The following is a 21,753-nucleotide window of genomic DNA, read 5'->3' as shown; positions in this document are numbered from 1 at the left end:
CCACCCTAAAAGTAGGATGTCCTACTATGTTGAGCTTGTGGCGTACGCCTCAGCGCACGGAAAATTCTGGTAGTCATCGGGTATGAGCGATGAGCCCACAGCGGTGCAGCTTGCCGACGACCTCCTCGACGTCCTCGCGACCGAGATGCCCTTGATGGCGACCTTCGACAACATCCCGGGCCACGACCACGAGTTGCGGGACGTCTCGGAGGCGGGGGACGACCGGCTGCGGGAGCGCGCCGCCCGTATCGCCGGGGACGCCGCCCGCTCCACGGATCCGGACCGGGTCACCCTCGGTGTCGTCGCCCATCACGCGGAATCGCTGCTGGCCAGGCTCGACTCGCGGAAGATCGAGTTCACTCTCGCCGATCAGATGGCGGCCGAGGGGACCGGAGTGCTGTCCTGGCTCCCGCAGCTCGAGCCGTCGGGGGAGCAGGCGGAAGAGGACTACCTGGCCAGGCTGGCGGCGTTCCCGGACTTCTTCGCGGCCCTGGCCGACCGCCACCGCGCCGGGGTCGCGGCGGGCCGGACCCCGGTGGAACGGGCGGTGCGCGGCGCGATCGACCACGTCGACCGGTTCCTGGCCACCGAACCCCCGCCACTGCTCGTCCCGTCGCTGACCGGTGACCGCGCGGAACGACGGCAGCGGCTGTTCACCGAGAAGGTCCGCCCGGCGCTCGTCGCCTATCGCGAAATGCTCGCCCACGAGATCTCCGGCCGTGGACGCTCGGACGACCAGCCGGGCCTCTGCCGGCTGGACGGCGGCAAGGAGAGTTACGCGGGCCTGGTCAAGACGCACACCACCATCGGGGTCTCGCCGGAGGAACTGCACCAGACCGGCCTCGAACTCGGCCGGGCGCTGGACGAGGAGTACCGGCGGCTCGGTGCGGCCGTGTTCGGCGAGGACGACCCCGTCGCGGTCCGGCGGCGGATGCGCACCGATCCGTCGCTGTGCTGGCGGGACGCGGACGAGATGATCGCGACCGCGACGGAAGCGGTCGCGCGGGCCACGGCCGCGGCACCAGGCTGGTTCCGCCGGGTTCCGTCGGCCGAATGCGTGGTGCGCGCCGTGCCGGAAGCCGACGGGCCCTCCGCCGCGCAGGCGTATTACATGCCGCCTTCGGGCGACGGCAGCCGTCCCGGTGTCTACTCCACCAACACCTACCGGGTGACCGAACGGTTCCGGTTCATCGCCGAGTCGGTCGCTTTCCACGAAGCCGTTCCAGGGCACCATTTCCAGGCTTGCGTGTCCTACGAGCTGGAGGGCGTGCCCCGGCTGCGCAAGCTCGTCCCGCTCTCGGCGTTCGACGAAGGCTGGGCGCTCTACACCGAGCGGCTCGCCGACGAGATGGGCCTGTACTCCGACGACGTCATGCGGCTGGGCATGGTCGCCGAGGACTCGTTGCGCGCGGCGCGGCTCGTCGTCGACACGGGGCTGCACGCGCTGGGCTGGACCCGGCGGCAATGCGTGGATTACCTTGCCGAGCATTGCGTACTGAGTGACGTCGAAGTGCAGTCCGAGACCGACCGGTACATCGAATGGCCCGGTCAGGCACTGTCGTACATGACGGGCAGGCTGGAAATCCAGCGGTTACGCGCGTTCGCCGAGGAGCAGCTGGGCAAGTCCTTCGACATCCGGGATTTCCACGACGTCGTGCTGAGGAACGGGCAGGTGACGCTGCCCGTGCTCGGCGACATCGTGCGGGAGTGGGTGGACGGCACGCGGCGCCGGGAGTGACCCCGGCGCCGCGTGTCCGGGCTCAGTCGCGCTTCGCGAGCGTCGCGACTTCGGCGTCGGTCAGCGGCCGGTCGTAGAGCCGGACGTCGTCCACCGCGCCGCGCAGGAAGTCGACCTGCTGACCGCCGTACTGGCCGCGGCCGATCACCGTGTGCCCGGTGCTCGGTGCGGCGGAGCAGGCGTTCTGCGCGGCGACCTTCTTGCCGTCGACGTAGAGCGACAACGTGCCCGCCTTGGCGTCACGGACGCCGGTCAGGTGGTACCAGCGGCCGACTTCCGGCTTCTCCGGCGACAGGGCACGGAGGCCGACGAAGCTCATCGCCCACCGCTGGTCCTGTCCGGAGTACTGCAGGAAGAACGCGCTGTCGCGGCCGGTGTCCTGGCTGACGACGGTCTGGAACGCGCCGCTCGCCTCGTCCAGCTTGGCCCACGCCGAAACCGAGTAACCGCCGGCCGTGTTCACGAGGTTCGCCCCGGTGTCGGCCTGCCCGTTGCCCGCGAAGGCCAGCGCGCCGCCCTGGACGCCGCCCGCCCACTGCGCGTTGGTCAGCGTGGCGTGCGCGGTGCCGACCGAGTCCTTCGCGCTGGATCCGGTGCCCTCGTCGAACTTGTAGGCGTGGACGCCGTCGATACCCGGAGTGCCGGGGCCCGGGTCGGGAGCGCCGGAGCCGCTGCCGTCGGCGTTGCGGATGATCGCCTGGTTGACCGCCCGCACCTGGGCGAAGTCCATCTTCTTCACCTGCCTGTCGTAGGTGAAGAAGCCGTTGACCTCGTGCTCGACGTCGGTGATCTGTGTGTAGATCGAGCCGCTGATCCCACAGCTCTGCGCGGACGCGAGCACGTCGCGCTGGTTCTGGACGTAGCGGCTGTTCAGGGTCGCCTGGTCCTTCACCATCTCGTAGGCGTGTCCTTCGCCGAACCACATGTGGTTCTCGACCTCGAGACCGTAGCCGCCGTGTTCGCCGTCGATCGAGATCCGCTTGGCGTCGGGCATCGGCTTGGCGGGGCCGGGGTAGGCGTGCCAGTCGAGGACGTCGCCCTTGCCGGAGTCGCCGAGGGAGTCGCAGCAGTTGACGCCGCTGTGCGCGTTGACCAGCCGGGTCGGGTCCTGGGCCTTGACGTCGTCGGCGATCTTGCCGGTGGTCTCGCGCGACCACTCGCCCCAGCCTTCGTTGAACGGCACGTAGCCGACGATCGAAGTCCAGTTCTTCTTCTGCTCCACCAGTTCCTTCAGCTCGACCTGGAACTGCCGCTGCGCGTCGGCGGGCGGACGTCCGCCGGTGCGCATCGACGGCATGTCCTGCCAGACGAGCAGGCCGAGTTTGTCGGCGTGGTGATACCAGCGGTCGGGCTCGGTCTTGATGTGCTTGCGGACCGTGTTGAAGCCGAGGACCTTGTGCTGTTCGAGGTCGAAGCGCAGCGCCTGGTCGGTCGGCGCGGTGTAGATGCCGTCCGGCCAATAGCCCTGGTCCAAAGTGGACTGAAGGAAGAGGATCCTGCCGTTGAGGGTGAACCGAAGTTTGCCGTCGGCGCCCTTGGCGGTGCCGAATTCGCGCATGCCGAAGTAGGACGACACCTTGTCCACGGTGCGGCGGCCGTCCTTCAGTTCGACGTCGAGGTCGTAGAGGAACGGCGAATCCGGCGACCAGAGCTTCGCCTTGGGCACCGGCAGGGAGATCGTCCCGGAGGCGGATGCCTTGCTGCGGCTGACCACCCTCCTGCCGTCGCGGACCACGGCCTCGACGGTGAGCCCGGAGTTCCCGCCGGTGTCCACGGTGAGCTTGAGCGTGGAGGACTTGAGGTCGGGGACCATGCCGAGCGTGCCGATGTGCTTCGCCGCGACCGGTTCCATCCAGACCGTCTGCCAGATGCCCGAGGCGCCCTCGTAGAAGATCCCGCGGTCGGGGACCAGCCGCTGCTTGCCGACGGGCTGCCATGTCGCGTCGGCGCGGTCCTCGACACCGACGATGATCTCCTGCTCTCCCTGGGGTTTCAGCGCCGAGGTCACGTCCGCGGAGAACGCGCCGTAGCCGCCTTGGTGCGCGGCCACCTCCTTGCCGTTGACGTAGACCTTCGCCTTGTAGTCGACGGCGCCGAAGTTGATCCGCAGCGTGTTGTCCCTGCCGACGTTCCAGTGCCTCGGCACGGTGAACGTCCGCCGGTACCACATGAAGTCCTCGTGCCGCTGGATCCCGGAAAGCGCCGATTCGGTGGGGTAGGGGACCAGGATCTTCTCGGCCAGCTTCTCGCCGAAGGGCGGGACCTCGCCGGGCGCGGCGCCGGCGAACTCCCAGACACCGTTGAGGTTCTGCCAGTTCTCGCGCACCAGTTGCGGCCGGGGGTACTCGGGCAACGCGTTGGTGGGCGACACCTGGTTCGTCCACGGGGTGGTCAGGCGTGGCTTGCCCATCTTCCAGCCGCTCTCCGCGGCCGTCGCGGCCCCCGACGTCAACGCCAGGGCGGTTATGGCGACCACCGCGGCGGTCAGGGGCTTCCGGAAGCGTCTCGGCCTCCGGGGACGTTGTGACAACGTTGGCAACATCTGCTCGACACCCTTCTCCGGGGGCGGCCGCCTCGGCGGAGGTCTGCCTCCCGCTGGACTTGTGCAGGCGTGAAACCACGACCCCGTGGCCGAGGGAAACCGGTGTGAGCCGGGCCATGGCTGGTCGTCAGGATGTTTTTACATCGTTGATACAACGTTGTAAAGCGTCGAAGGCCTCGAATCGGTCCTGGAGGGGAGAGCTGTCCTGCGTGTCAGGAGTGACGGGATTCGCGCAGCCACTCGCCGAGTTCGCGGTAGTCGGCACCGGTCAGGCCGCGCCGGGGATCGACGCGGTGCAACAGGGTCTGTCCGGCGTGGTGACCGGATACCCAGTCGCGATCGATCTCGGAGATCTCGTCGTCGATCCAAGCGAAGGGGCGGCCCCGGCCGTCGGCATCGTCGTTCTCCGACGGTTCGGGCCAGTCCACCACCGGCAAGCGAGGGAGGCCGAGCCTTGGTGCGAGAACCTCGTTGGCGTCGTGCAGCCCTGTCGTGGCCAGACGAGTTCTCCGGGGAGCGCCTTCAGTCGCGGCCCATACGAGGGATCCGGCGCGGTGTTGATTGACACGGTAACTGACCGAAAAGTAACTTACTGATGAGTCAGATCAACCGGAGGGCGACGATGCCGACCGAAGAACGGTCCTGGTGGGGCTGGGGAACCCTCGACGGCGAACTGTCCCGAGAGGAGTCCGACGCGCTGGTCGCCCGCACCGCGGGTGTGCTGCCCGGCCACGACTTCACCGACCACGCTCCGCCCGACCCGGCGGAGCTCGGCCTCCCGGCCTCGCGGATCCGCCCACCCGCGACACTCGCCGCGCTGTGCGGTGACGTACCGGCCGACCGGTTGTCCCACGCCCGCGGCAAGGCGTTCCGCGACGTCGTGCGCAACCTGCTCGGGCAAGTCGACCACGTTCCGGATCTGGTCGCCCGCCCGCGTACGGAACAGGACGTCGTCGACCTCCTCGACTGGTGCGCCGCGTCCGGCACCCCGCTGATTCCCTACGGTGGCGGCAGTTCCGTGGTCGGCGGCGTCGAACCGCGGTTCGACGGCCCGGCGGTCTCGATGGATCTGGCGGGCCTCGGCGACGTGCTCGAGGTGGACACGGTCAGCCGTGCGGCGCGGATCCAGGCCGGGATCTTCGGGCCGGCGCTGGAAGACCGCCTTCGTCCGCTGGGACTGACCCTGCGGCATTTCCCGCAGTCGTTCGCCCATTCGACGCTCGGCGGCTGGCTCGCCACCCGCGCGGGCGGGCACTACGCCACTCTCGCGACGCATATCGACGATCTCACCGAAGCGCTGCGCGTCGTCACGCCCGCGGGGATCAGTGAATCGCGACGCCTGCCGGGCTCGGGCGCCGGTCCTTCGCCGGACCGGATGTTCCTCGGCTCCGAGGGCACACTCGGCGTGATCACCGAAGCCTGGATGCGCCTGCAGGACCGGCCGGTGTGGCAGGTGACCGCGTCCGTCACCTTCGAACGACAGGAAGACGCGGTCGCCGCCACCCGCGCGATCGCGCAGTCCGGGCTCCATCCGTCGAACTGCCGCCTCCTCGACCCGGCGGAGGCGCTCATCAACGCGGGCGCGAGTGTGGGCGGAGGTCTCCTGCTGGTCGCGTTCGAATCCGCCGACCACCCGGTCGACCCCTGGCTCGATCGCGCGCTGGAGCTGGCCGCCGGTCACGGTGGTGTCGTGAAAGCCAGGCGCGGCAAGAATTCCGCCGGTCAGGACAGCGCTTCGGCGTGGCGGTCGTCCTTCCTGCGGATGCCCTATCAACGCGACGCCCTCGCCCGCCGGTCGCTGATCGTCGAGACTTTCGAGACCGCGTGCACCTGGGACGGTTTCCCGGAGTTCCACGACGCGATCACCTCGGCGGCGCGTGCCGCGATCGACGAGGTGTGCGGTGGCGCCGGGGTCGTCACGTGCCGGTTCAGCCACGTGTACCCCGACGGTCCCGCGCCCTACTACGGGGTCTACGCCGCCGGGCGCTGGGGCAGCACCGTCGCCCAGTGGGACGAGATCAAGGCCGCGGTCTCCGAGGCGATCGCGGGCCACGGCGGCACGATCACCCATCACCACGCCGTCGGCCGCGATCACCGGCCCTGGTACGACAGGCAGCGTCCCGGCCCCTTCGCCGCCGCGTTCGCCGCCGCCAAGGCCGCGCTCGACCCGGCCGGGATCCTCAATCCCGGGGTGCTGATCGGCTGACCGGCGGGCGGACGAACGAGGTCAGCAGCGCGGTGAACCGCAAGGCCGCCAAGGACAAGGTCCGGCCCGCCATGGTCTGCACCTGGGCTTCGCGTTTGCGGAACACGGCGTTGTCGAGCAGCACGTAGGCGACGCCTTCGGTGGCCGCGTCCTGCTCGATGTCACCCAGGCCGCCGACGAGCGCGATCCCTCCGCCGCACCGGACGAATTCGTACTTCGGGCTCAGCTCGTTGCACTCCAGCACCGGATGGGCCGCGAGATTCTCGATCCGGGCGGCGATGTCGAACAGGTCGCGCAGACTCTGCCCTGGCGCCGGGAGCGCGAGCGGATGCCGGCACAGTTCGGCGAGTTCGACGGAGTCGCGACTGGTCAGCGGATGACCGAGCGGGACGATCGCGTACACCGGGACGACGACCGCGCTCTCGACTCGTACCCCGTGCTGCGGTCCGGTCGCGAACGTGACGGCGACGTCGGCCGCGCCTTCGAGCACCTGCCGGGTCGCCTCTTCCCTGGTGACCACGTCGAGGTGGAACGTGACGTCGTGTTCGCGCCGGAAGGCGGCGATCGCCTGCGGGACCACGCGGCGGGCGAACCCCTCGGAGCAGGCGACCGTCAAGGACCGGGCGTGCAGTCCGCGGCCGGTGCGGAGTTCGTCGACGAGAACGGCCGATTCGGCCTCGCTGCGCCGGACGTGGTCGAGCAGCCGGGTGCCGGCCTCGGTCGGCACCATGCCGCGCGGATGCCGGACGAACTACGGCACCCCGAGCCCTGCTTCGAGTTTGGCGATCTGACGGCTGATCGCCGAGGGCGCCACCGTCAGTTCCGTCGCCGCCTCGGACACCGAGCCGGTGCGGGCGACTTCGAGGAAGTACGTCAACGCGATCGGCAGCAGTCGCATCAGGGTCTCCGCAGGTTTGCCGCAATGAGAACGCGGAGCACGGTAAACGGCAATGGTCCGGATCCGCAAACCGACTTACGCTCCTCTGCGACACTCGACGAGCGAATCGGGAGACAACACGGTGATCCCTGCGGAACTGGTCTCGAAGGCACACGAGCACGTCGACTCGGGAGCGTTCTTCACCGAACTCGCCGAGCTCGTCCGGTATCCGACCGTGAGTGATCATCCGAGCGGTCGCGTTGCCATCAAGGCATACCTGGACGAGGTGCTGGCCCCGGCACTCACCGCGCTCGGCTGTTCCGTGGCGATCCATCCCAATCCGGATCCCGGCGGCGGCCCGTTCCTGATCGGCACCCGGATCGAGTCGCCAGAGCTGCCGACACTCCTGTGCTACGGCCACGCGGACGTCGTAGACGGGCACGAGGGCCGGTGGAGCGGTGGCCGGGACCCGTGGACGCTGACCGCCGACGGCGAACGCTGGTACGGCCGCGGTTCGGCGGACAACAAGGGGCAGCATCTGATCAACCTGACCGCGCTCAGGCTGCTTCTCGCCGAGACGGGTTCGCTCGGGTTCAACCTCAAGTTCCTGTTCGAGACAGGGGAGGAGATCGGCTCACCTGGACTCGACGAGTTCGTCTCGGCGCATCGGGAGGCACTGAGCGCCGACGTCCTCATCGCCTCCGACGGCCCGCGCCTGGACGCGGCGACGCCGACGCTGTTCCTCGGCGCGCGAGGCAGTGTCCGGATCGCCCTCGACGTCGACCTCCGCCCCGACGCCTACCACTCGGGTAACTGGGGTGGTGTGCTGCGCAACCCCGCCACCACCCTCGCCGGGGCGATCGCCTGTCTCGTCGACGGGCACGGCCGCGTCCAGGTTCCGGAACTCCTGCCGCCCGAGCTTCCGGACAGCGTCCGCGCGGCGCTCGCCGGACTCGAGATCGGGAACAAGCCGGGCGATCCGGCGCTGGACGCGGGCTGGGGCGACACCGGGCTGACCGCGGCGGAGCGGCTGTACGGCTGGAACGCCCTTGAAGTGCTCTCGCTCGGCGCCGCGGACATCGACCGGCCGGTCAACGCCATCCCCGGCCGCGCACGGGCGATGCTGCAACTGCGCTACGTCGCGGGCACCGACGTCGACAGGGCGGGCGAGGCCATCACGAAACACCTTGCCGCGCACGGATTTCCCATGGTCGACGTCACCGCCGAGGGCAGCTTCCGCGCCAGCCGCACGCCGGTCGACGACCCGTGGGTCGGCTGGGCGAAGAGCGTCCTCGACGAGGTTGCCGACCGGCGTGTGGCGGTCCTGCCGAGCTTCGGCGGGGGACTGCCGAACCACGTGTTCACCGAACTCCTCGGCCTTCCGACGCTGTGGCTGCCGCATTCCTATCCCGGATGCCTGCAACACGCGCCCGACGAACATCTGCTCGCACCGATCGCCCGTGAGGGAATCGTCCTCGCCGCGGCACTGTTCCACGCGCTCGGACGGCGGGGCGGGGAGGCATGATGAGGGAGCGGACGGTGGCCAGGCCGCGCACGCCGTCCTCCACGCGGCGCGCGATCGCCGCCGCGACCATCGGCAACGCGCTCGAATGGTTCGACCTCGGCGTGTACGCGCTCATGGCGGCCTATATCGGCAAGACCTTCTTCCCCGGCGGGAACGCCGCCGTCCAGCTCGTGCAGGCGTACGCGGTCTTCGGCATCACGTTCCTCGTGCGTCCGCTCGGTGGGCTCGTGCTCGGCGCCTACGCCGACCGGTTCGGCCGCAAGAAGGCGCTGGTGCTGACCATCTGGCTGATGGTCGCCGGGACGTTCCTGCTCGCGGTGATGCCGAGTTACGCGTCGATCGGTTTCCTCGCGCCGGTCGGCGTGATCGTCGCGCGGCTGATCCAAGGCTTCGCCGCGGGCGGGGAATTCGGGGCCGCCACTTCGTTCTTGATCGAACAGGACGATCGCCGCAAAGGCTTCCTCGGCAGTTTCCAGTTCGCCAGCCAGGGTTTCGCGACACTGATGTCCGCCGGATTCGCCGCCGGGCTGACCGCTTCGCTCAGCGCCGACGCGATGACGTCCTGGGGCTGGCGGATCCCGTTCGTCTTCGGGCTGCTCGTCGGCCCGGTCGGCTACTACATCCGGCGTCACGTCGACGAACCCGAGGCCGCGAAGGAGGACCAGCCGAAGTCCACGCCGGTCCGGACGCTGTTCCGCTTCCAGTGGGGCGGGCTCCTGATCGCGGGTGGAGCGCTGGTCGTCTCGACCTCGCTGAACTTCATCCTTCAGTCGCTGCCGACGTTCGCGATCAAGAACCTCGGCCTGGACGACTCGCTGTCGTTCGTCGCCCTGATGATCACCGCCGCCATCCTGACCGTCGTGACACCGATCGTCGGGCTGTTCACCGACCGGCACGGCCGCATGAGGATCATGATCGGTGCCGCGGCGGTGATCGGGGCCGGCGTGGTGCCGCTGTACCTGTGGGTCACCACCTCGCCGTCGTTCCTGACCCTCACGATCACGATGACGATCCTGGGGCTGCTGAAGGCCATCTACTTCGGCGCGCTTCCGTCGGTGATGGCGGACGTGTTCCCGGCGCACACCCGGGCGACGGGACTTTCGTTCGCCTACAACGCCACCGTCGGGATCTTCGGTGGGTTCACGCCGACCATCGCGACCGCGATGATCGCGGCCACCGGATCGCCTGTCTCGCCTGGTTACTATCTTTTGGCGACGGCATCGCTGAGCATCGTCGCGCTGGTCGCGGCGAATCGGCGGCGAGGGATTCGCTGAAGTCGGCGTTTAGTCCACAGTGGACGGACGGCGGAACCTTGTTCGGGGTTCGGCGAGGGCGGTGTGCTCCGTCGGGTGGCGAGGCGTGTCGCGAAAGCCACTTTCGCGACGTTGGATGTCCCGAAAGTGGCTTTCGCGACCTGGCTCGGGGCCCAGTCTGGACGGCCCGCGATGAGGTGATCAGTGCCGTCGGTTTCTTGGCACGTGGGCATGCCGAAGGGCCCGTCGCCGGTGTGGGCGGCGGGCTCTTCGGGTTTCAGCGGTGGTTGTGGCGTGGGGTTTGTAGTGGGTCGAGGTATTGGGGTGGGATGAATTCGGGTCGGTTGTTGGTGATTTGGACTTTCCAGCCGGATTGGCCGTGGATGATCAGGTGGTGGTAGCGGCAGAGGAGGCAGAGGTTGTTCAGGTCGGTGTCGCCGAGTTGGCCCCAGGGGAGTATGTGGTGGGCTTCGCAGTGTTTGGGTTTGCGGTGGCAGCCGGGGAAGGCACAGCCGCGATCCCGGAGGTTGAGGGCCCGGCGTTGTGCGGGGGTGACGGTGCGGGTGGCGCGGCCGATGTCGAGGGGTTCGCTGTCGGTGCCGAGGACGGCGGGGATGATTTTCGCGTCGCAGGCGAGCATCCGCGCGTGCCGTGCGGTGATCTGGGTGACCTCGTCGATGCAGGCCGCTCCGAGTCCGGAGGTCAGAGACTCCAGAGGGATGGTGACCACGATGGTGGTCTGGTCTCCGGACAGGGTGGGGGCCTTGTCGTTGGTCATGGCGTAGTGGATGGCGTCGAAGAGTGCGTCGCCGTGGCGTTCGCCGGGGGTGCGGGGGTCGCGGTTGCCGTCCTCGTCGATGGGTCTTCGTTGTCCCCAGGTGTCGAACAACGCCTTCGCGCGGGCTCCGAATTCGGGATCCAGGAGGCCGTTGAGTCGCCACCAGCCGTCGTCGCGTTTGCGGAGGGACACCTCGCGTGAGGGTGGTGTGAGGTCCTCGTCCTTCGGTTCGTTGCCGTCGGGGTCGAGGTGGGCGAGGAGGTCGGCGCCGGCGTTGGTGATCTCCTGTGGTCCGGCGTGGCGGGCGAGGGTCACCAGGATCTGTTCGGCGCTGGCCCGGTCGTCGTCTGTGGCGTCGGCGGGGATGTTCTTCAGCACGGCGAGGATCGGGTCGAGTTGCTGATGCCCGAGGTCGCCCTCCGCGGCCGCGGCCCCGGCGATCGGCGCGGACGCGGGGGCGGGGGTGCCATCCAGATTCCGGCTCTCGTTCAACGCCAGCGCCCGGGCGACGGTGGCGCTGGCTTCTTTGGGGCTGATCCGGGCGGTCTCGGCGAACCAGCCCGCGGTCGAACCATGCCCGAACAGTTCCATCGGACCGCGGGACTCGATCTCGACCAGGAACTGCCCGACCTCCGCCAACGCCTGACGTGCCACCGACAACCGCTCGACCACACCGTGCGCGAGTTCCCGCGCACCGGCACGCCGCAACTCGTGTGGTGGTTCGAGGATGCGTTGGCTGGACACCCCGCAATAATACCAGTATTCGAACACGTGAGCGAATGTGAAAAGCGCTCCAGAACCGTTTTCGCATTCTGGCGATGTGGACGGTGTCACCTGGGCGTGTCAGGAATTATCGGGAGGAAAGGAAAGCGAAGAGAGGTCCGTCGCTGCCTTGTCGACCGCCCTTCCTTGCCCCACGGCAATCTATGAAGAGTCCGATGTGGACAGAACTCACAGCTCCCGCAACAGATATCGCTGCAGCTTCCCGCTCGCATTGCGCGGCAACGCCTCGATGAACCGCACCCGCCGGGGATACTTGTACGGTGCCGCGGTCGCCTTGGCGTGATCCTGTAGCGCCCGCACCAGATCCGCGCCCGGCTCGATACCGGGCCGGGGGACGACGAACGCCGTCACGACCGAGCCGCGATCGGGATCCGGTGTGCCGATCACGGCGCATTCGTCCACGTCCGGGTGCGTGAGCAGGGCCTCCTCGACCTCGGGGGCGGCGATGTTGTACCCCGACGAAATGATCATGTCGTCGCTGCGCGCGACGAAGCGGAAGTAGCCGTCGGCGTCGCGGACGTAGGTGTCACCGGTGAAGTTCCAGCCGTCGCGGACGTAGTCCTGCTGGCGCGGGTCTTCGAGGTAGCGGCAACCGGTGGGTCCTCGCACCGCCAGGAAACCGGGAGTGCCGTCGGGAACGGGTGAACCGTCGGCATCGAGAACGGCCGCCTGGTAGCCGGGCACGACCTTGCCGGTGGCGCCGGGACGCGCGTCGCCGTCGGCGGCGGAGAGGAACACGTGCAGCATTTCGGTGCTGCCGAGCCCGTCGATGAGGGGCCGTCCGACGGTTTCCCGGTACTGCTCGGCCACGGGGGCGGGAAGCGACTCGCCCGCCGAGACGGCCCGGCGTACTCCGGCCAGCAGCTGTCCGTCGCCGGCGTTCAGGATCGCCCGGTAGGCGGTCGGGGCGGTGAACAGGACGGTGACATTCCTTGCGGCGACGATGGCGGCGAGTTCCGCCGGGGTGGCGCGCTCGACGAGCAGTGTCGCCGCGCCGGCGCGCAGGGGGAAGACCAGCAGGCCGCCGAGGCCGAAGGTGAAGGCCAGGGGTGGCGTACCGCAGAAGAGATCGTCGGAAACCGGGCGCACGACGTGGCGGGAGAACGTGTCGGCGATGGCGAGCAGGTCGCGATGGAAGTGCATCGTCGCCTTCGGGGATCCCGTCGTGCCGGAGGTGAAGGCCAGCAGGGCGACGTCGTCGGCCGCGGTCGGGACGTCGGCGAACGTCGCCGGATATCGGTCCGCGCGGGCGGCTAGTTCGGTTCCGTAGGACACGACGGGGAGATCGGGCGGGAGTTCGTCCAGCAGCCGCTCGTCGCAGACCGCGACGGCGGGCTTCGCGCGGCCGGTGATCTTGTCGAGTTCGGCGCGCCGCAGCATCGGCATGGTCGTGACGGCCACCGCGCCCGCCTTGAGCACGGCCAGCCATACGGTCGCGAGCCACGGGGTGTTGGTGCCCCGGATCAGCACCCGGTCACCGGGAACGACCCCGAATTCGGTGACCAGGACGTGGGCGACGCGGTTCGCGCGGGCCAGGACTTCGCCGTATGTCCACGCTTCGGTGGCGGAGAGCAGACATGGCCTGTCGTGGCCGAGTCGCGCGGCGGTGTCGTCGAGCAGCGCGGTCGCGGCGTTCAGCCTGTCGGCGTACCGGAGCTCCGGCAGATCGAAGACGAATTCCGGCCACTGATCGGCGGGCGGCAGCCGGTCACGGCAGAACGGGTCGACGTGCGCGCTGGGAGAAAGCCTCATCGTCGCCGCTCCTCGGTCCGGCCGTGCCCCCTTCCGCGAAGGTAGCACTTGTTACGACCGTCGAGAAGACGCGATGAAACTCAGGGGACGAGGTCGGCCACGGCTCGGTGCAAAGTGGCGCGCACGGTCTCGGCGTCGTCGAGGTTCCCGCCGTGAAGCGCGCCGTCGCGGAGTAGGACGAGGGTGCGGGCGGCGTGCTCGGGGTCGGCATGACGCGCGTCGCGCGCCAAATCGCGAAGTACGCCGAAGAACCAGTCCCGGTGGTCGGCGATGACCTGGCGCATCTGGTGCGCGGGGTCGGGGTATTCGGCCGCCGCGTTGAGGAACTGGCAGCCGCGGAAGTCGGCGTCGAGCGTCCGGTCGCCGATGATGCCCAGTGCGGCGAGCAGTGCTTCGCGGGCGGCTTTCCCTTGCGTCGCAGCCGCGACGCCCGCGCGGATCCGCTCGCTCGTGGTGCTCAGGTAGGCGGCGACGAGGTCGTCCTTGGTGGGGTAGTGGCGGTAGAACGTCGCCCTGGTCACGGCCGCTTCGGAGACCAGACGTTCTACGCCGACGGCATGGATGCCTTCGGCGTAGAACAGCCGCGACGCTGTCTCGAGCAGCCGGATCTTCGGGTGGACGTCGCGATCGACAGTCGGCATTCCCCAACTCTAGAGAAAGAACGGTCATTCCACCAGGTCGGCTTCGTCACGTTGCGGAAGGTCTCTTCGGGGAGCATTGTTCAGGCAGAAAGACCGATCGTTCTCCCTGATTCTGAAGGAGTCACCATGAGCAACCAGAAGCCCACCATCGTCCTGGTCCACGGCGCTTTCGCCGACTCGTCCAGCTGGAACGGCGTCGTCCCGAAGCTGCGTGAACAGGGCTACCGCGTGCTGGCCGCCGCGAACCCCCTGCGGGGGATCGAGTCCGACGCGGACTACGTCGCCGACGTCGTCAACGGCGTGGACGGCCCCGTGGTGCTGGCCGGGCACTCCTACGGCGGCGTGGTGATCAGCCGCGCGGCCACCACCGCGCCGAATGTCAAGGCGCTCGTCTACATCGCCGCTTTCCAGCCTGAGGCGGGGGAGAGCGTGTTCGAGCTGTCCGGCCGGTTCGAAGGCGGCAAGCTCGGCCCGGACACCACGAACGTCCTGGCCGCCCAGGGTGAATTGTCGATCAAGCCCGAGAACTTCTCGGACGTGTTCGCGGCCGACGTCCCCGTGGAGACCGCCGACGTCATGGCGGTCACCCAGCGCCCGGTCACCGAGCGCGCGCTCGCCACGCCGTTCGACGGCGAGCCGGCGTGGAAGAACCTGCCGTCGTGGGCGCTGGTCGCCGAGCAGGACCACGCGATCCCCGCCGCCGCGCAGGCGTTCATGGCCGAGCGTGCCGGTTCGGAAGTCACGACGGTCGACGCTTCGCACGCTGTCTCGGTCTCGCGGCCGGACGTCGTCGCGGAGGTCGTCCTCGCGGCGGCCGCCAAGGTCGCTTGACACGGGAAACCCTCCCCGGAGAGACTGCTAAAACGTTTTGGCAGTCTCTCCGGGGGAGAACCGCATGAAGGTCTTGGTGCTCGATTCGAGCCCGCGTCGGGAAGGCAACTCCTGGGCGCTCGCGCAGGCGCTGGCCATGGGGGCGGAGGAAGCAGGCCACACGGTCGGCTTCGTCCGCCTCGCCGATTTCGTCGAGTCGCCGCTGGGCGACTGTCGCGAGTGCCGGTCGAGCGACCGGTCCTGCGGCATCGGGGACGGCTACGAGCGCCTGCTGTTCGACCATGTGCTCCCGGCGGACGCGATCGTCTACGCGACACCGCTGCACTGGTACGGCATGACCGGGCGCCTCAAATCCTTCTTCGACCGGCTTTTCTGCTACACGTCCGGCAGTTCGCCGCACACCTCGGAAGTGGTGCCGGGGTTGATGCACAAACGCGCCGCGGTGCTGATCTCGTGCGAGGAGAGCTACCGCGGCGCGACGCTCGGCCTGGAGGCCCAATTCCAGGAACTCACGCGCTATCTGCGTCAGGATCTCGCCGGGATCGTGGTCGGCGTCGGCAACAGCCGGGGCGAGGTGGAGCGCGATCCCGCGCGGCCGCTGGCGGCGGCGGCGGACCTCGGCCGTAGGCTGGGCGACGCCCATGTCACCGACTATCGGCTGGACACCGACCGGCCGAACCGCGTTTGGGGACCGCCCGTGGAGGCCTGAGTGTCGCCGACCATCCGTGACGTCGCCGCCGCCGCGGGGGTTTCGATCACCACCGTTTCCCATGTGCTCAGCGGGCAGGGCCGGATCTCCGAGGAGACCCGGCGGCGCGTCGCGCGGGCGGCGGCCGAACTCGGTTACCAGGCCAGCGTGCACGCGCAGCAGCTGGTCACCCGGCGCAGCCGTACCCTGGCGATCCAGCTCGCGAATTCGGTCGACGCGAGCAGCGCCTGCGCGCTCGTGCCCAATTCGGACTACTTCCTCGAAGTCCTCAACGGCGCGGCCGAGGCCGCGTCGAAACGTTCGTACGCCCTGCTCCTGGCTCCGGCGGACGCCGACCTCGACCGGCTGAACGCCTTCGCCGTCGACGGCGCGATCCTGGTGGATCCCCGCGGAGACGAGCCTTTCTTCGCGACCGGCTGGTGCCAGGACCGGCCGTTGGTGACCGTCGGACGTCCGATGGCGGCGCCGTGCCCGGTGCCGGTCGTCGTCGACAACGATCTGGTCGCGGCCGCCCGGCTGATGCTGGATCACTTGGCGGACAACGGTTTCGAGCGGCCGTCGATGATCACCACCGACACCGCCCGCTCGTACGCGGCCGATCTGGTCGCGGGGTACACCGGCTGGATGGCGGACCGGGGCCTGGAGCCGGTGGTGGTCGAGATCGACGAACCGCCCACCACCGAAGGCACGGCGGCGGCACTGGGCAGGCTCCTCGACCGGCGGGTGTGCCCGGACGCCGTCTTCACGACATCGGAGAATCTCGCTCTCGGTGTCCTTCACGAGGCCCGCCGCCGACGGCTGGAGGTACCCGGTGTGCTCGGGATCTGCAGCGCGGTGGACAGCGGTTCGCTTCGGCTCGTTTCACCGCAGGTGACCGGGATGTTCGTGCATCCGCGCGAGGTGGGCGGCCGTGCGGCCACGGCGTTGATGGATCTCGTCGAAGGTGTGGCCGCGGGTCAGCCGCACCGGATCGAGGTTCCGGTGCGGCTGAACCCGCGGGAATCCACGGACCGGTTCACCAGGTGACGGGCAGTTCCCGCACCGTGTAGAAGACCGCGTTCTCGTCGAACGTCAACCCTTCCAGCGGTACGGCCGGCTTGAGGGTCGGTATGCGCCGGAACAGCGTGCCGTACACGATCTGGAGCTCCATCCTGGCCAGCGGAGCACCGAGGCAGACATGCCTGCCGTGACCGAAGGCGACGTGATGGCGGGCCTTGCGCCGGACGTCGACGATGTCCGGGTCGGGAAAGGCCACCGGATCCCGGTTGGCCGTGCTCTTGACCGCGATGATGCCTTCGCCGGCGCGGATGAGCGTGCCGCCGATCTCCAGGTCCTCACGCGCGACGCGGCGTGCTTCGGTGTGGGTGACGGACAAGTAGCGCAGGAGTTCCTCCACCGCGCCGGGGGCGTCGGCGCGGACGAGGTCGAGCTGGTCCGGGTTCGCCAGAAGCGCCGCCGTGCCCAGCGCGATCATGCTCGCGGTGGTGTCGTGTCCGGCCACCAGCAGGAGCTGGGCCATCGTGGCGATCTCGCGCGGGGTCATCGCGCCGGTCCGGAACTGCTCGACGGTCAGCGTGCTGAGCAGATCGTCGCCGGGTGCCGCGTTCTTGCGGGCCACCAGCTCTTCCAGGTAGGCGTTCAGCTCCTCACTGGCGGTCAAGGCCCGGCCGGGATCGGACTCGCCCATGACGAGGGTGCGGGCCACCTCCCGGAAGAAACCCCGATCGGCGTAGGGCACGCCGAGCAGTTCGCAGATCACCCGCGTGGGGACCGGCAACGCGAACGCCGTCACCAGGTCTACCGGCTTGGGACCGTCGAGCAGCTCGTCGATGAGGTCGTCGACGAGCCGCTGGACTCGTGGCCGCAATGCCGCCATCTTCTCGACCGTGAACTCCGGCGTCAGCAGCCGCCGCTGGGCGGTGTGTTCCGGCGCGTCCAGCTGCATCAACGTCTTCATCGTCGTGTCCCTGGCCTTGCTCACCGCGTTGGTGTGGGGGAAGGCGGGACAGGTGGCGTCGACGCTGACCCGCGGATCGGCCAAGACCGTCCGCACGTCCTCGTACCGGGTGATCAACCACGGTGTGCCGCCGTCCCATGTCTTCACCCGGGACACCGGGTCTTCTTCGGCTCGCCGCGTCAGTTCCGGGGCAGGATCGAAGGGGCGGCCTGTCTGGCGCGCCAGGGGAAATCGCCGGTCGTCCACGGGTTTCTCCTTGCTGTCGAGTGCATCGCGCTCGCAGCATGCCGGTGCGGAGGACCCCGGTAATCGGACAAATCAGACGTGAATTGTGTCACATTCCATTGATCAGGAACTCCGGCACGCCGCGACCGGCGCGGCCCCGCCGTCGTCCTCCGTGGTCGCGATGAAGCCGAAGGTGGTCGTCCCGCCGACGGGCAGTACCGCGTTCCAGTCCACTTCGGACACTCGCACGCGGTCGCCGTCCTGCGCCAGGGAACCGTTCCACAGATTGGCGATGCGGGTGCCGGGCGGCAGGGTCCAGCTGACCTCCCAGCCGGTGAGGCGGGTGTCCTGGGTGTTCCGGACGGAAACGCGGATCTCCGAGCCGCCGGGCCAGCGATTGGCGACTTCGTACCGCGCTTCGCACACCGGTTTCGCGGCCGAAGGCACCGGTACCGCCACCGGAGCGGCGGCGCCGGGCGGGTCACCGTCGGACAGCAGGACCCCCGCCAGGACCCCACCCACCACGACCACGCCACCCGCGATGGCGAACGGCAACCGCGAACGGCGGGTGGGCGCGGGAAGCCGTTCGGTCCCGGGCAGGATCGCCGGGCGACCGTCGGCGACGGCGGCGAGCATCCGCCCGGCCTCGGCCATGTCCGGCCGTTCCCGCGGATCGCGCCGGAGCAACCGCAGCAGGACGTCCGTGAGCGGGCCGGTGGACCGTGGCGGGACGATCTCACCGCGGGCGACCCGTTTGAGGAGGGCGATCTGGTTGCCGTCGGTGCCGAACGGCGGCGCGCCCTCCAGCACGGTGTAGAGCGTGGAGCCGAGCGAGAACACGTCGGACGGGTAGCCGGGTTCCTCGCCGTCGGCGACCTCGGGGGAGAGGTACGCCGGTGTGCCGACGACGAGACCGTCTCCGGTCATCGTCCCTTCACCCGTGGCGTGGGACAGGCCGAAGTCGGCGATCTTGGCTTGGCCGTCCTCGGTGATCAGGATGTTGTTGGGCGTCACGTCCCGGTGCAGGATGCCGTCCTCGTGGGCGGCGGCGAGCGCGGCGGCGATCTGCGCGCCGAGCTCCGCGACCCGGCCCGCGGGGAGCGGGCCGTCGTCGGCGAGGAGCTCCGTCAACGGCCGCGACGACAGGAACTCCATGATCAGATACGGGGTCCCGTCCTGCTCCACGACGTCGTAGACGGTGACCGCGTGCGGATGCTTGAGCCGCGCGGCGACCCGGGCCTCCCGCATCGCGCGCACGATCGACCGGAACGGCGCGTCGCCCGGCGAGTTGTCCGGCAGCAACTGCTTGACCGCGACCGTGCGGTCGAGCCGCTCGTCGCGCGCCTGCCACACCACGCCCATCGCGCCCCGGCCGACCTTGTGCTCCAGCCGGTAACGGCCGGCGATGATGGCGTTCCGGGTCACGCGGACAACTGTATCCGCTACGGGAGCTTGGCCTCCTCGACCGGCGCCCCGGCGGCCGCGAGCCAGGCTTCTGCGAGCAGCCGGTGCCCCAGCGGGCTGGGGTGGACGCCGTCCGGGGCCAGCGTCGCCGCCCCGTGCTCGGCGGCCGCGCGCGGCATGAACAGGTCCGCGCGCACCAGCCGCGCGCCGAACTCGGTCGCCACGTCGATCGCCGCCTCGATGCGGGGCGCCAGATCGCCGAGCCATTCGTGCTGTTCCGGCTCCACCGGCAGCAGGAACGGCGTGATCACGTACAACTCGGCCGGGAGGTGCTCCCGCGCACCGGCCAGCAGCCGGGAGTACGCGGCACGGAACTCGCCGATCGGGCTCGACAGGCCGCGATCGAAGGTCCGCCAGGTGTCGTTGATGCCGATCTTCACCGTGAGGACCGTGGGGCGCGCCGCGAGGACGTCGGTGGCCCACCGGGCTTCGAGGTCGTAGATCCGGTTGCCGTTGATCCCCCGGTTGACCACTTCCGGCCCGTCACCGAGAAGATCCGCGATCTGCCGGACGTAACCCTTGCCCAGCGACGCCGGATCGGTGCGGTCACGGCTGGAGTCGGTGATGGAGTCACCGGCGAAGAGCAGCCTGTCGGCTTCGGTGAACCTCACGCGCCCGCCTCGATCAGCTTCCGCAGCGAGTCGGCCTCGCCGGGGATCAGCTCCGGATCGTTGTCCGGGACGAACTCCAGCAGCGCGTCGAGCGGCCGTCCGGTCTTGGCGAGCAGGCCGAACGCCCGCGTCCACAGATCCGCCCGGAAGGTCAGCGGATGCCGCTCGTTGCTGGGCCACCACGAGAAGACGTGCACCGCGCGCACGTGGTCGAGCACCAGCTCCAGGCCGGCCAGCGCCCGGTCGTCCGGCAGGTCCTGCGGCGGTTGCCAGTAGGTGCCGAGATTGTCGCGGCCGACCTCTTCGAGCAGCCGGACGGTCGATTCCGCGGTGTCGGTCAGCGTTCCGCCGTGGAACTCCAGCGCGACCTCCAGGCCGTGTTCGTTCGCGACGTCGGCGGCTTCACGAAGACCGGCGACGACCTGCTCGCGTTCGTCGGGCTCGACGTCCGCGGAGCCCGCCTTGCCCGCCCACACCCGGATTCGCGAGGCGCCGAGCCGGACGGCGGTGGCGGCGATGTCGCCGAACTTCCCGGCCTCCACCGGGGTGGCGCGGAAGTACGAACCGTAGGAGTCACAAGTGAGCCCGTGCCGTGCCATGGCCTCGAAGGCGCGCTCGGCCGCCCAGTCGTCGCCGGGGCGTACGTGGACGTCGGCGCCCCACTCGATCACCTGCAGGCCCGCCTGTTCGGCGCGGCTCGCGACTTCGTCGGCGTCCAGCCGCCGCAGCGTCACCGAACACAGTCCCGGGCGGATCATTTTCCCTCCAGCGGTCGAGTACTTTCGCGCAGCACGACCTCACCGGTGATCGGTTTGACCCGGGGGACGGCCGCGCGGGCGTCGAGGATGAAGTCGAGGGCCTGTTCGCCCATGCGCTCGATCGGCACGCGCACAGTCGACAGCGAAGGCCTGATGTCCCGCAACGTAATAATGTCGTCGAACCCGGCGATCGCGATCTGCGCGGGGACCTGCAGCCCGCGGTCGCGGCAGGCGGCCATCGCGCCGACGGCCATCACGTCGTTGACCGCGAAAACACAGCCGCGGAAGCCGCTCTCGATCGCCCGCACCATCGCCGCGTAGCCGCCGTCGCGGGTGAATTCCGCACGCAGTACGTGGTTCTCGGGCAGCGGGATACCGTGCCGGGCGAGTCCGTCACGGAAGCCGAGGACACGATCCCGCGACGTCAGCAGGCCGGGCGGGCCGGCGAGCACGAGGAAGTCCCGATGCCCGAGCGCGGCGAGGTTCTCCGCCAGATCCGCCGCTCCGGCCCGGTTCTCCAGCATGACGGTGTCGAACGGCAGTTTCCGCTGCCCGATCACCACGACCTGACCGTCGGCGGCTTCGAACGCCTTGAGCTCCTTGGTCAGGTTCCGTTGCAGGGCGCTGTCTTCGTTCCGCGACCCGGCGAGGATGACCGCGCGCGCCCGTTGCCCGCGCAACGTCGTGACGTACTCGAGTTCCTTCTCCGGATGGTTCTCGGTGCTCGCGATGGTGACCGTCAGCCCGTGCCGGGCCGCCACGCGCATGACGCCGGACGCGATCGAGGAGAAGTACGGGTCGACGATGTCGTGCACCAGCAGCCCGACGACATTGCCGCGGCCGCGCGCCATCGCCTGCGCGGGCACGTTCGCCGTGTACTGAAGCCGTTCCGCGGCCCGAAGCACCGATTCGCGCAGGGTCACGCTGACCTGTCTGGTCCCGCCGTTGAGCGCCCTCGACGCCGTCGCGAGCGACACTCCGGCTTCGCGGGCGACGTCGGCCAGGGTGGCCGAACCCGCGGCGCGCTGCGCCATGCTTCCTCCTCGGTGGTGCGGTGGGCTCACGCCGGTGTGGGCTGACACCGGCGTGAGCCCGGCTCTGAT

General features: G+C 69.4%; 19 protein-coding genes. 7 read left to right on the top strand and 12 right to left on the bottom strand.

All coding sequences use genetic code 11. The features are described 5' to 3' along the window. Nucleotides 1-82: 82 nt before the first annotated feature. Nucleotides 83-1,738: a DUF885 family protein gene (locus CVV72_RS12370; RefSeq protein WP_219152572.1), complete on the top strand. Its 1,656-nt coding sequence runs from the start codon at nucleotides 83-85 to the stop codon at nucleotides 1,736-1,738. A gap of 22 nt (nucleotides 1,739-1,760) precedes the next feature. Here the strand turns inward: CVV72_RS12370 and CVV72_RS12365 are convergent, their stop codons facing one another. Together CVV72_RS12365 and CVV72_RS12360 are read right to left on the bottom strand one after the other, a co-directional pair. Further along, on the bottom strand, nucleotides 1,761-4,214 hold the full coding sequence (locus CVV72_RS12365; protein WP_219153921.1) for a LamG-like jellyroll fold domain-containing protein: 2,454 nt from the start codon (nucleotides 4,212-4,214) through the stop codon (nucleotides 1,761-1,763). Between the two features lie 278 nt (nucleotides 4,215-4,492). Next, on the bottom strand, nucleotides 4,493-4,708 hold the full coding sequence (locus CVV72_RS12360; RefSeq protein ID WP_219152571.1) for a hypothetical protein: 216 nt from the start codon (nucleotides 4,706-4,708) through the stop codon (nucleotides 4,493-4,495). 194 nt (nucleotides 4,709-4,902) lie between these two features. Between CVV72_RS12360 and CVV72_RS12355 the strand changes: the two genes are divergently transcribed. Next, entirely contained in the window at nucleotides 4,903-6,486 is a 1,584-nt protein-coding gene (locus tag CVV72_RS12355; RefSeq protein WP_219153920.1) for an FAD-binding oxidoreductase, read from the top strand. On the opposite strand, the gene CVV72_RS12350 is transcribed toward CVV72_RS12355, so the two are convergent. Then, the gene (locus tag CVV72_RS12350; RefSeq protein WP_255632652.1) at nucleotides 6,461-7,216 is read right to left on the bottom strand and encodes a LysR substrate-binding domain-containing protein; all 756 of its coding nucleotides are present in this window, start codon (nucleotides 7,214-7,216) and stop codon (nucleotides 6,461-6,463) included. The genes CVV72_RS12355 and CVV72_RS12350 overlap by 26 nt on opposite strands. A gap of 21 nt (nucleotides 7,217-7,237) precedes the next feature. Continuing rightward, nucleotides 7,238-7,384: a LysR family transcriptional regulator gene (locus CVV72_RS41605; RefSeq protein WP_255632651.1), complete on the bottom strand. Its 147-nt coding sequence runs from the start codon at nucleotides 7,382-7,384 to the stop codon at nucleotides 7,238-7,240. Nucleotides 7,385-7,505: 121 nt separating this feature from the next. Between CVV72_RS41605 and CVV72_RS12345 the strand changes: the two genes are divergently transcribed. Together CVV72_RS12345 and CVV72_RS12340 are read left to right on the top strand one after the other, a co-directional pair. Further along, the gene (locus tag CVV72_RS12345) at nucleotides 7,506-8,888 is read left to right on the top strand and encodes a M20 family metallopeptidase (protein WP_219152570.1); all 1,383 of its coding nucleotides are present in this window, start codon (nucleotides 7,506-7,508) and stop codon (nucleotides 8,886-8,888) included. Continuing rightward, nucleotides 8,888-10,162, top strand: a complete 1,275-nt coding sequence (locus CVV72_RS12340; protein ID WP_255632650.1) for an MFS transporter — start codon at nucleotides 8,888-8,890, stop codon at nucleotides 10,160-10,162. Before CVV72_RS12345 ends, CVV72_RS12340 begins: the two co-directional genes overlap by 1 nt. A 256-nt stretch (nucleotides 10,163-10,418) precedes the next feature. Here CVV72_RS12340 and CVV72_RS12335 read toward each other — a convergent pair whose 3' ends face one another. From CVV72_RS12335 to CVV72_RS12325, 3 genes are all read right to left on the bottom strand, one after another. Continuing rightward, nucleotides 10,419-11,663, bottom strand: a complete 1,245-nt coding sequence (locus CVV72_RS12335; protein ID WP_219152568.1) for an HNH endonuclease signature motif containing protein — start codon at nucleotides 11,661-11,663, stop codon at nucleotides 10,419-10,421. A 207-nt stretch (nucleotides 11,664-11,870) separates the two neighbouring features. Then, complete coding sequence (locus tag CVV72_RS12330; RefSeq protein ID WP_219152567.1) at nucleotides 11,871-13,454, bottom strand: AMP-binding protein; 1,584 nt, start codon at nucleotides 13,452-13,454, stop codon at nucleotides 11,871-11,873. An 80-nt stretch (nucleotides 13,455-13,534) separates the two neighbouring features. Further along, the gene (locus CVV72_RS12325) at nucleotides 13,535-14,095 is read right to left on the bottom strand and encodes a TetR/AcrR family transcriptional regulator (RefSeq protein WP_219152566.1); all 561 of its coding nucleotides are present in this window, start codon (nucleotides 14,093-14,095) and stop codon (nucleotides 13,535-13,537) included. Between the two features lie 126 nt (nucleotides 14,096-14,221). Here CVV72_RS12325 and CVV72_RS12320 point away from each other — a divergent pair, with 126 nt between their 5' ends. From CVV72_RS12320 to CVV72_RS12310, 3 genes are all read left to right on the top strand, one after another. After that, nucleotides 14,222-14,926, top strand: a complete 705-nt coding sequence (locus tag CVV72_RS12320; RefSeq protein ID WP_219152565.1) for an alpha/beta fold hydrolase — start codon at nucleotides 14,222-14,224, stop codon at nucleotides 14,924-14,926. Nucleotides 14,927-14,990: 64 nt separating this feature from the next. Beyond that, nucleotides 14,991-15,635, top strand: coding sequence for a flavodoxin family protein (locus CVV72_RS12315; protein ID WP_219152564.1), 645 nt, complete (start codon nucleotides 14,991-14,993; stop codon nucleotides 15,633-15,635). Then, nucleotides 15,636-16,661 (top strand): LacI family DNA-binding transcriptional regulator, encoded by a 1,026-nt coding sequence (locus tag CVV72_RS12310; RefSeq protein WP_219152563.1) that lies wholly within the window; start codon nucleotides 15,636-15,638, stop codon nucleotides 16,659-16,661. Here the strand turns inward: CVV72_RS12310 and CVV72_RS12305 are convergent. The 5 genes from CVV72_RS12305 to CVV72_RS12285 all read right to left on the bottom strand — a co-directional run bounded on the left by CVV72_RS12305 (nucleotide 16,651) and on the right by CVV72_RS12285 (nucleotide 21,684). Then, nucleotides 16,651-17,838, bottom strand: coding sequence for a cytochrome P450 (locus tag CVV72_RS12305; protein WP_219152562.1), 1,188 nt, complete (start codon nucleotides 17,836-17,838; stop codon nucleotides 16,651-16,653). The genes CVV72_RS12310 and CVV72_RS12305 overlap by 11 nt on opposite strands. 102 nt (nucleotides 17,839-17,940) lie before the next feature. Then, nucleotides 17,941-19,242 (bottom strand): serine/threonine-protein kinase, encoded by a 1,302-nt coding sequence (locus CVV72_RS12300; RefSeq protein ID WP_219152561.1) that lies wholly within the window; start codon nucleotides 19,240-19,242, stop codon nucleotides 17,941-17,943. Between the two features lie 17 nt (nucleotides 19,243-19,259). Next, nucleotides 19,260-19,892, bottom strand: coding sequence for a GDSL-type esterase/lipase family protein (locus CVV72_RS12295; RefSeq protein ID WP_219152560.1), 633 nt, complete (start codon nucleotides 19,890-19,892; stop codon nucleotides 19,260-19,262). Further along, a complete protein-coding gene (locus tag CVV72_RS12290; protein ID WP_219152559.1) occupies nucleotides 19,889-20,650 on the bottom strand; it encodes a sugar phosphate isomerase/epimerase in 762 nt (253 codons plus the stop codon). Before CVV72_RS12290 ends, CVV72_RS12295 begins: the two co-directional genes overlap by 4 nt. Further along, nucleotides 20,647-21,684: a LacI family DNA-binding transcriptional regulator gene (locus tag CVV72_RS12285; RefSeq protein WP_219152558.1), complete on the bottom strand. Its 1,038-nt coding sequence runs from the start codon at nucleotides 21,682-21,684 to the stop codon at nucleotides 20,647-20,649. Before CVV72_RS12285 ends, CVV72_RS12290 begins: the two co-directional genes overlap by 4 nt. Nucleotides 21,685-21,753 lie beyond the last annotated feature (69 nt).

This window comes from Amycolatopsis sp. TNS106, assembly GCF_019330265.1.
Classification (GTDB): domain Bacteria; phylum Actinomycetota; class Actinomycetes; order Mycobacteriales; family Pseudonocardiaceae; genus Amycolatopsis; species Amycolatopsis lurida.
Note: the sequence above shows the minus strand (reverse complement) of the source record. Positions and strands in the feature narration are given on the sequence as shown.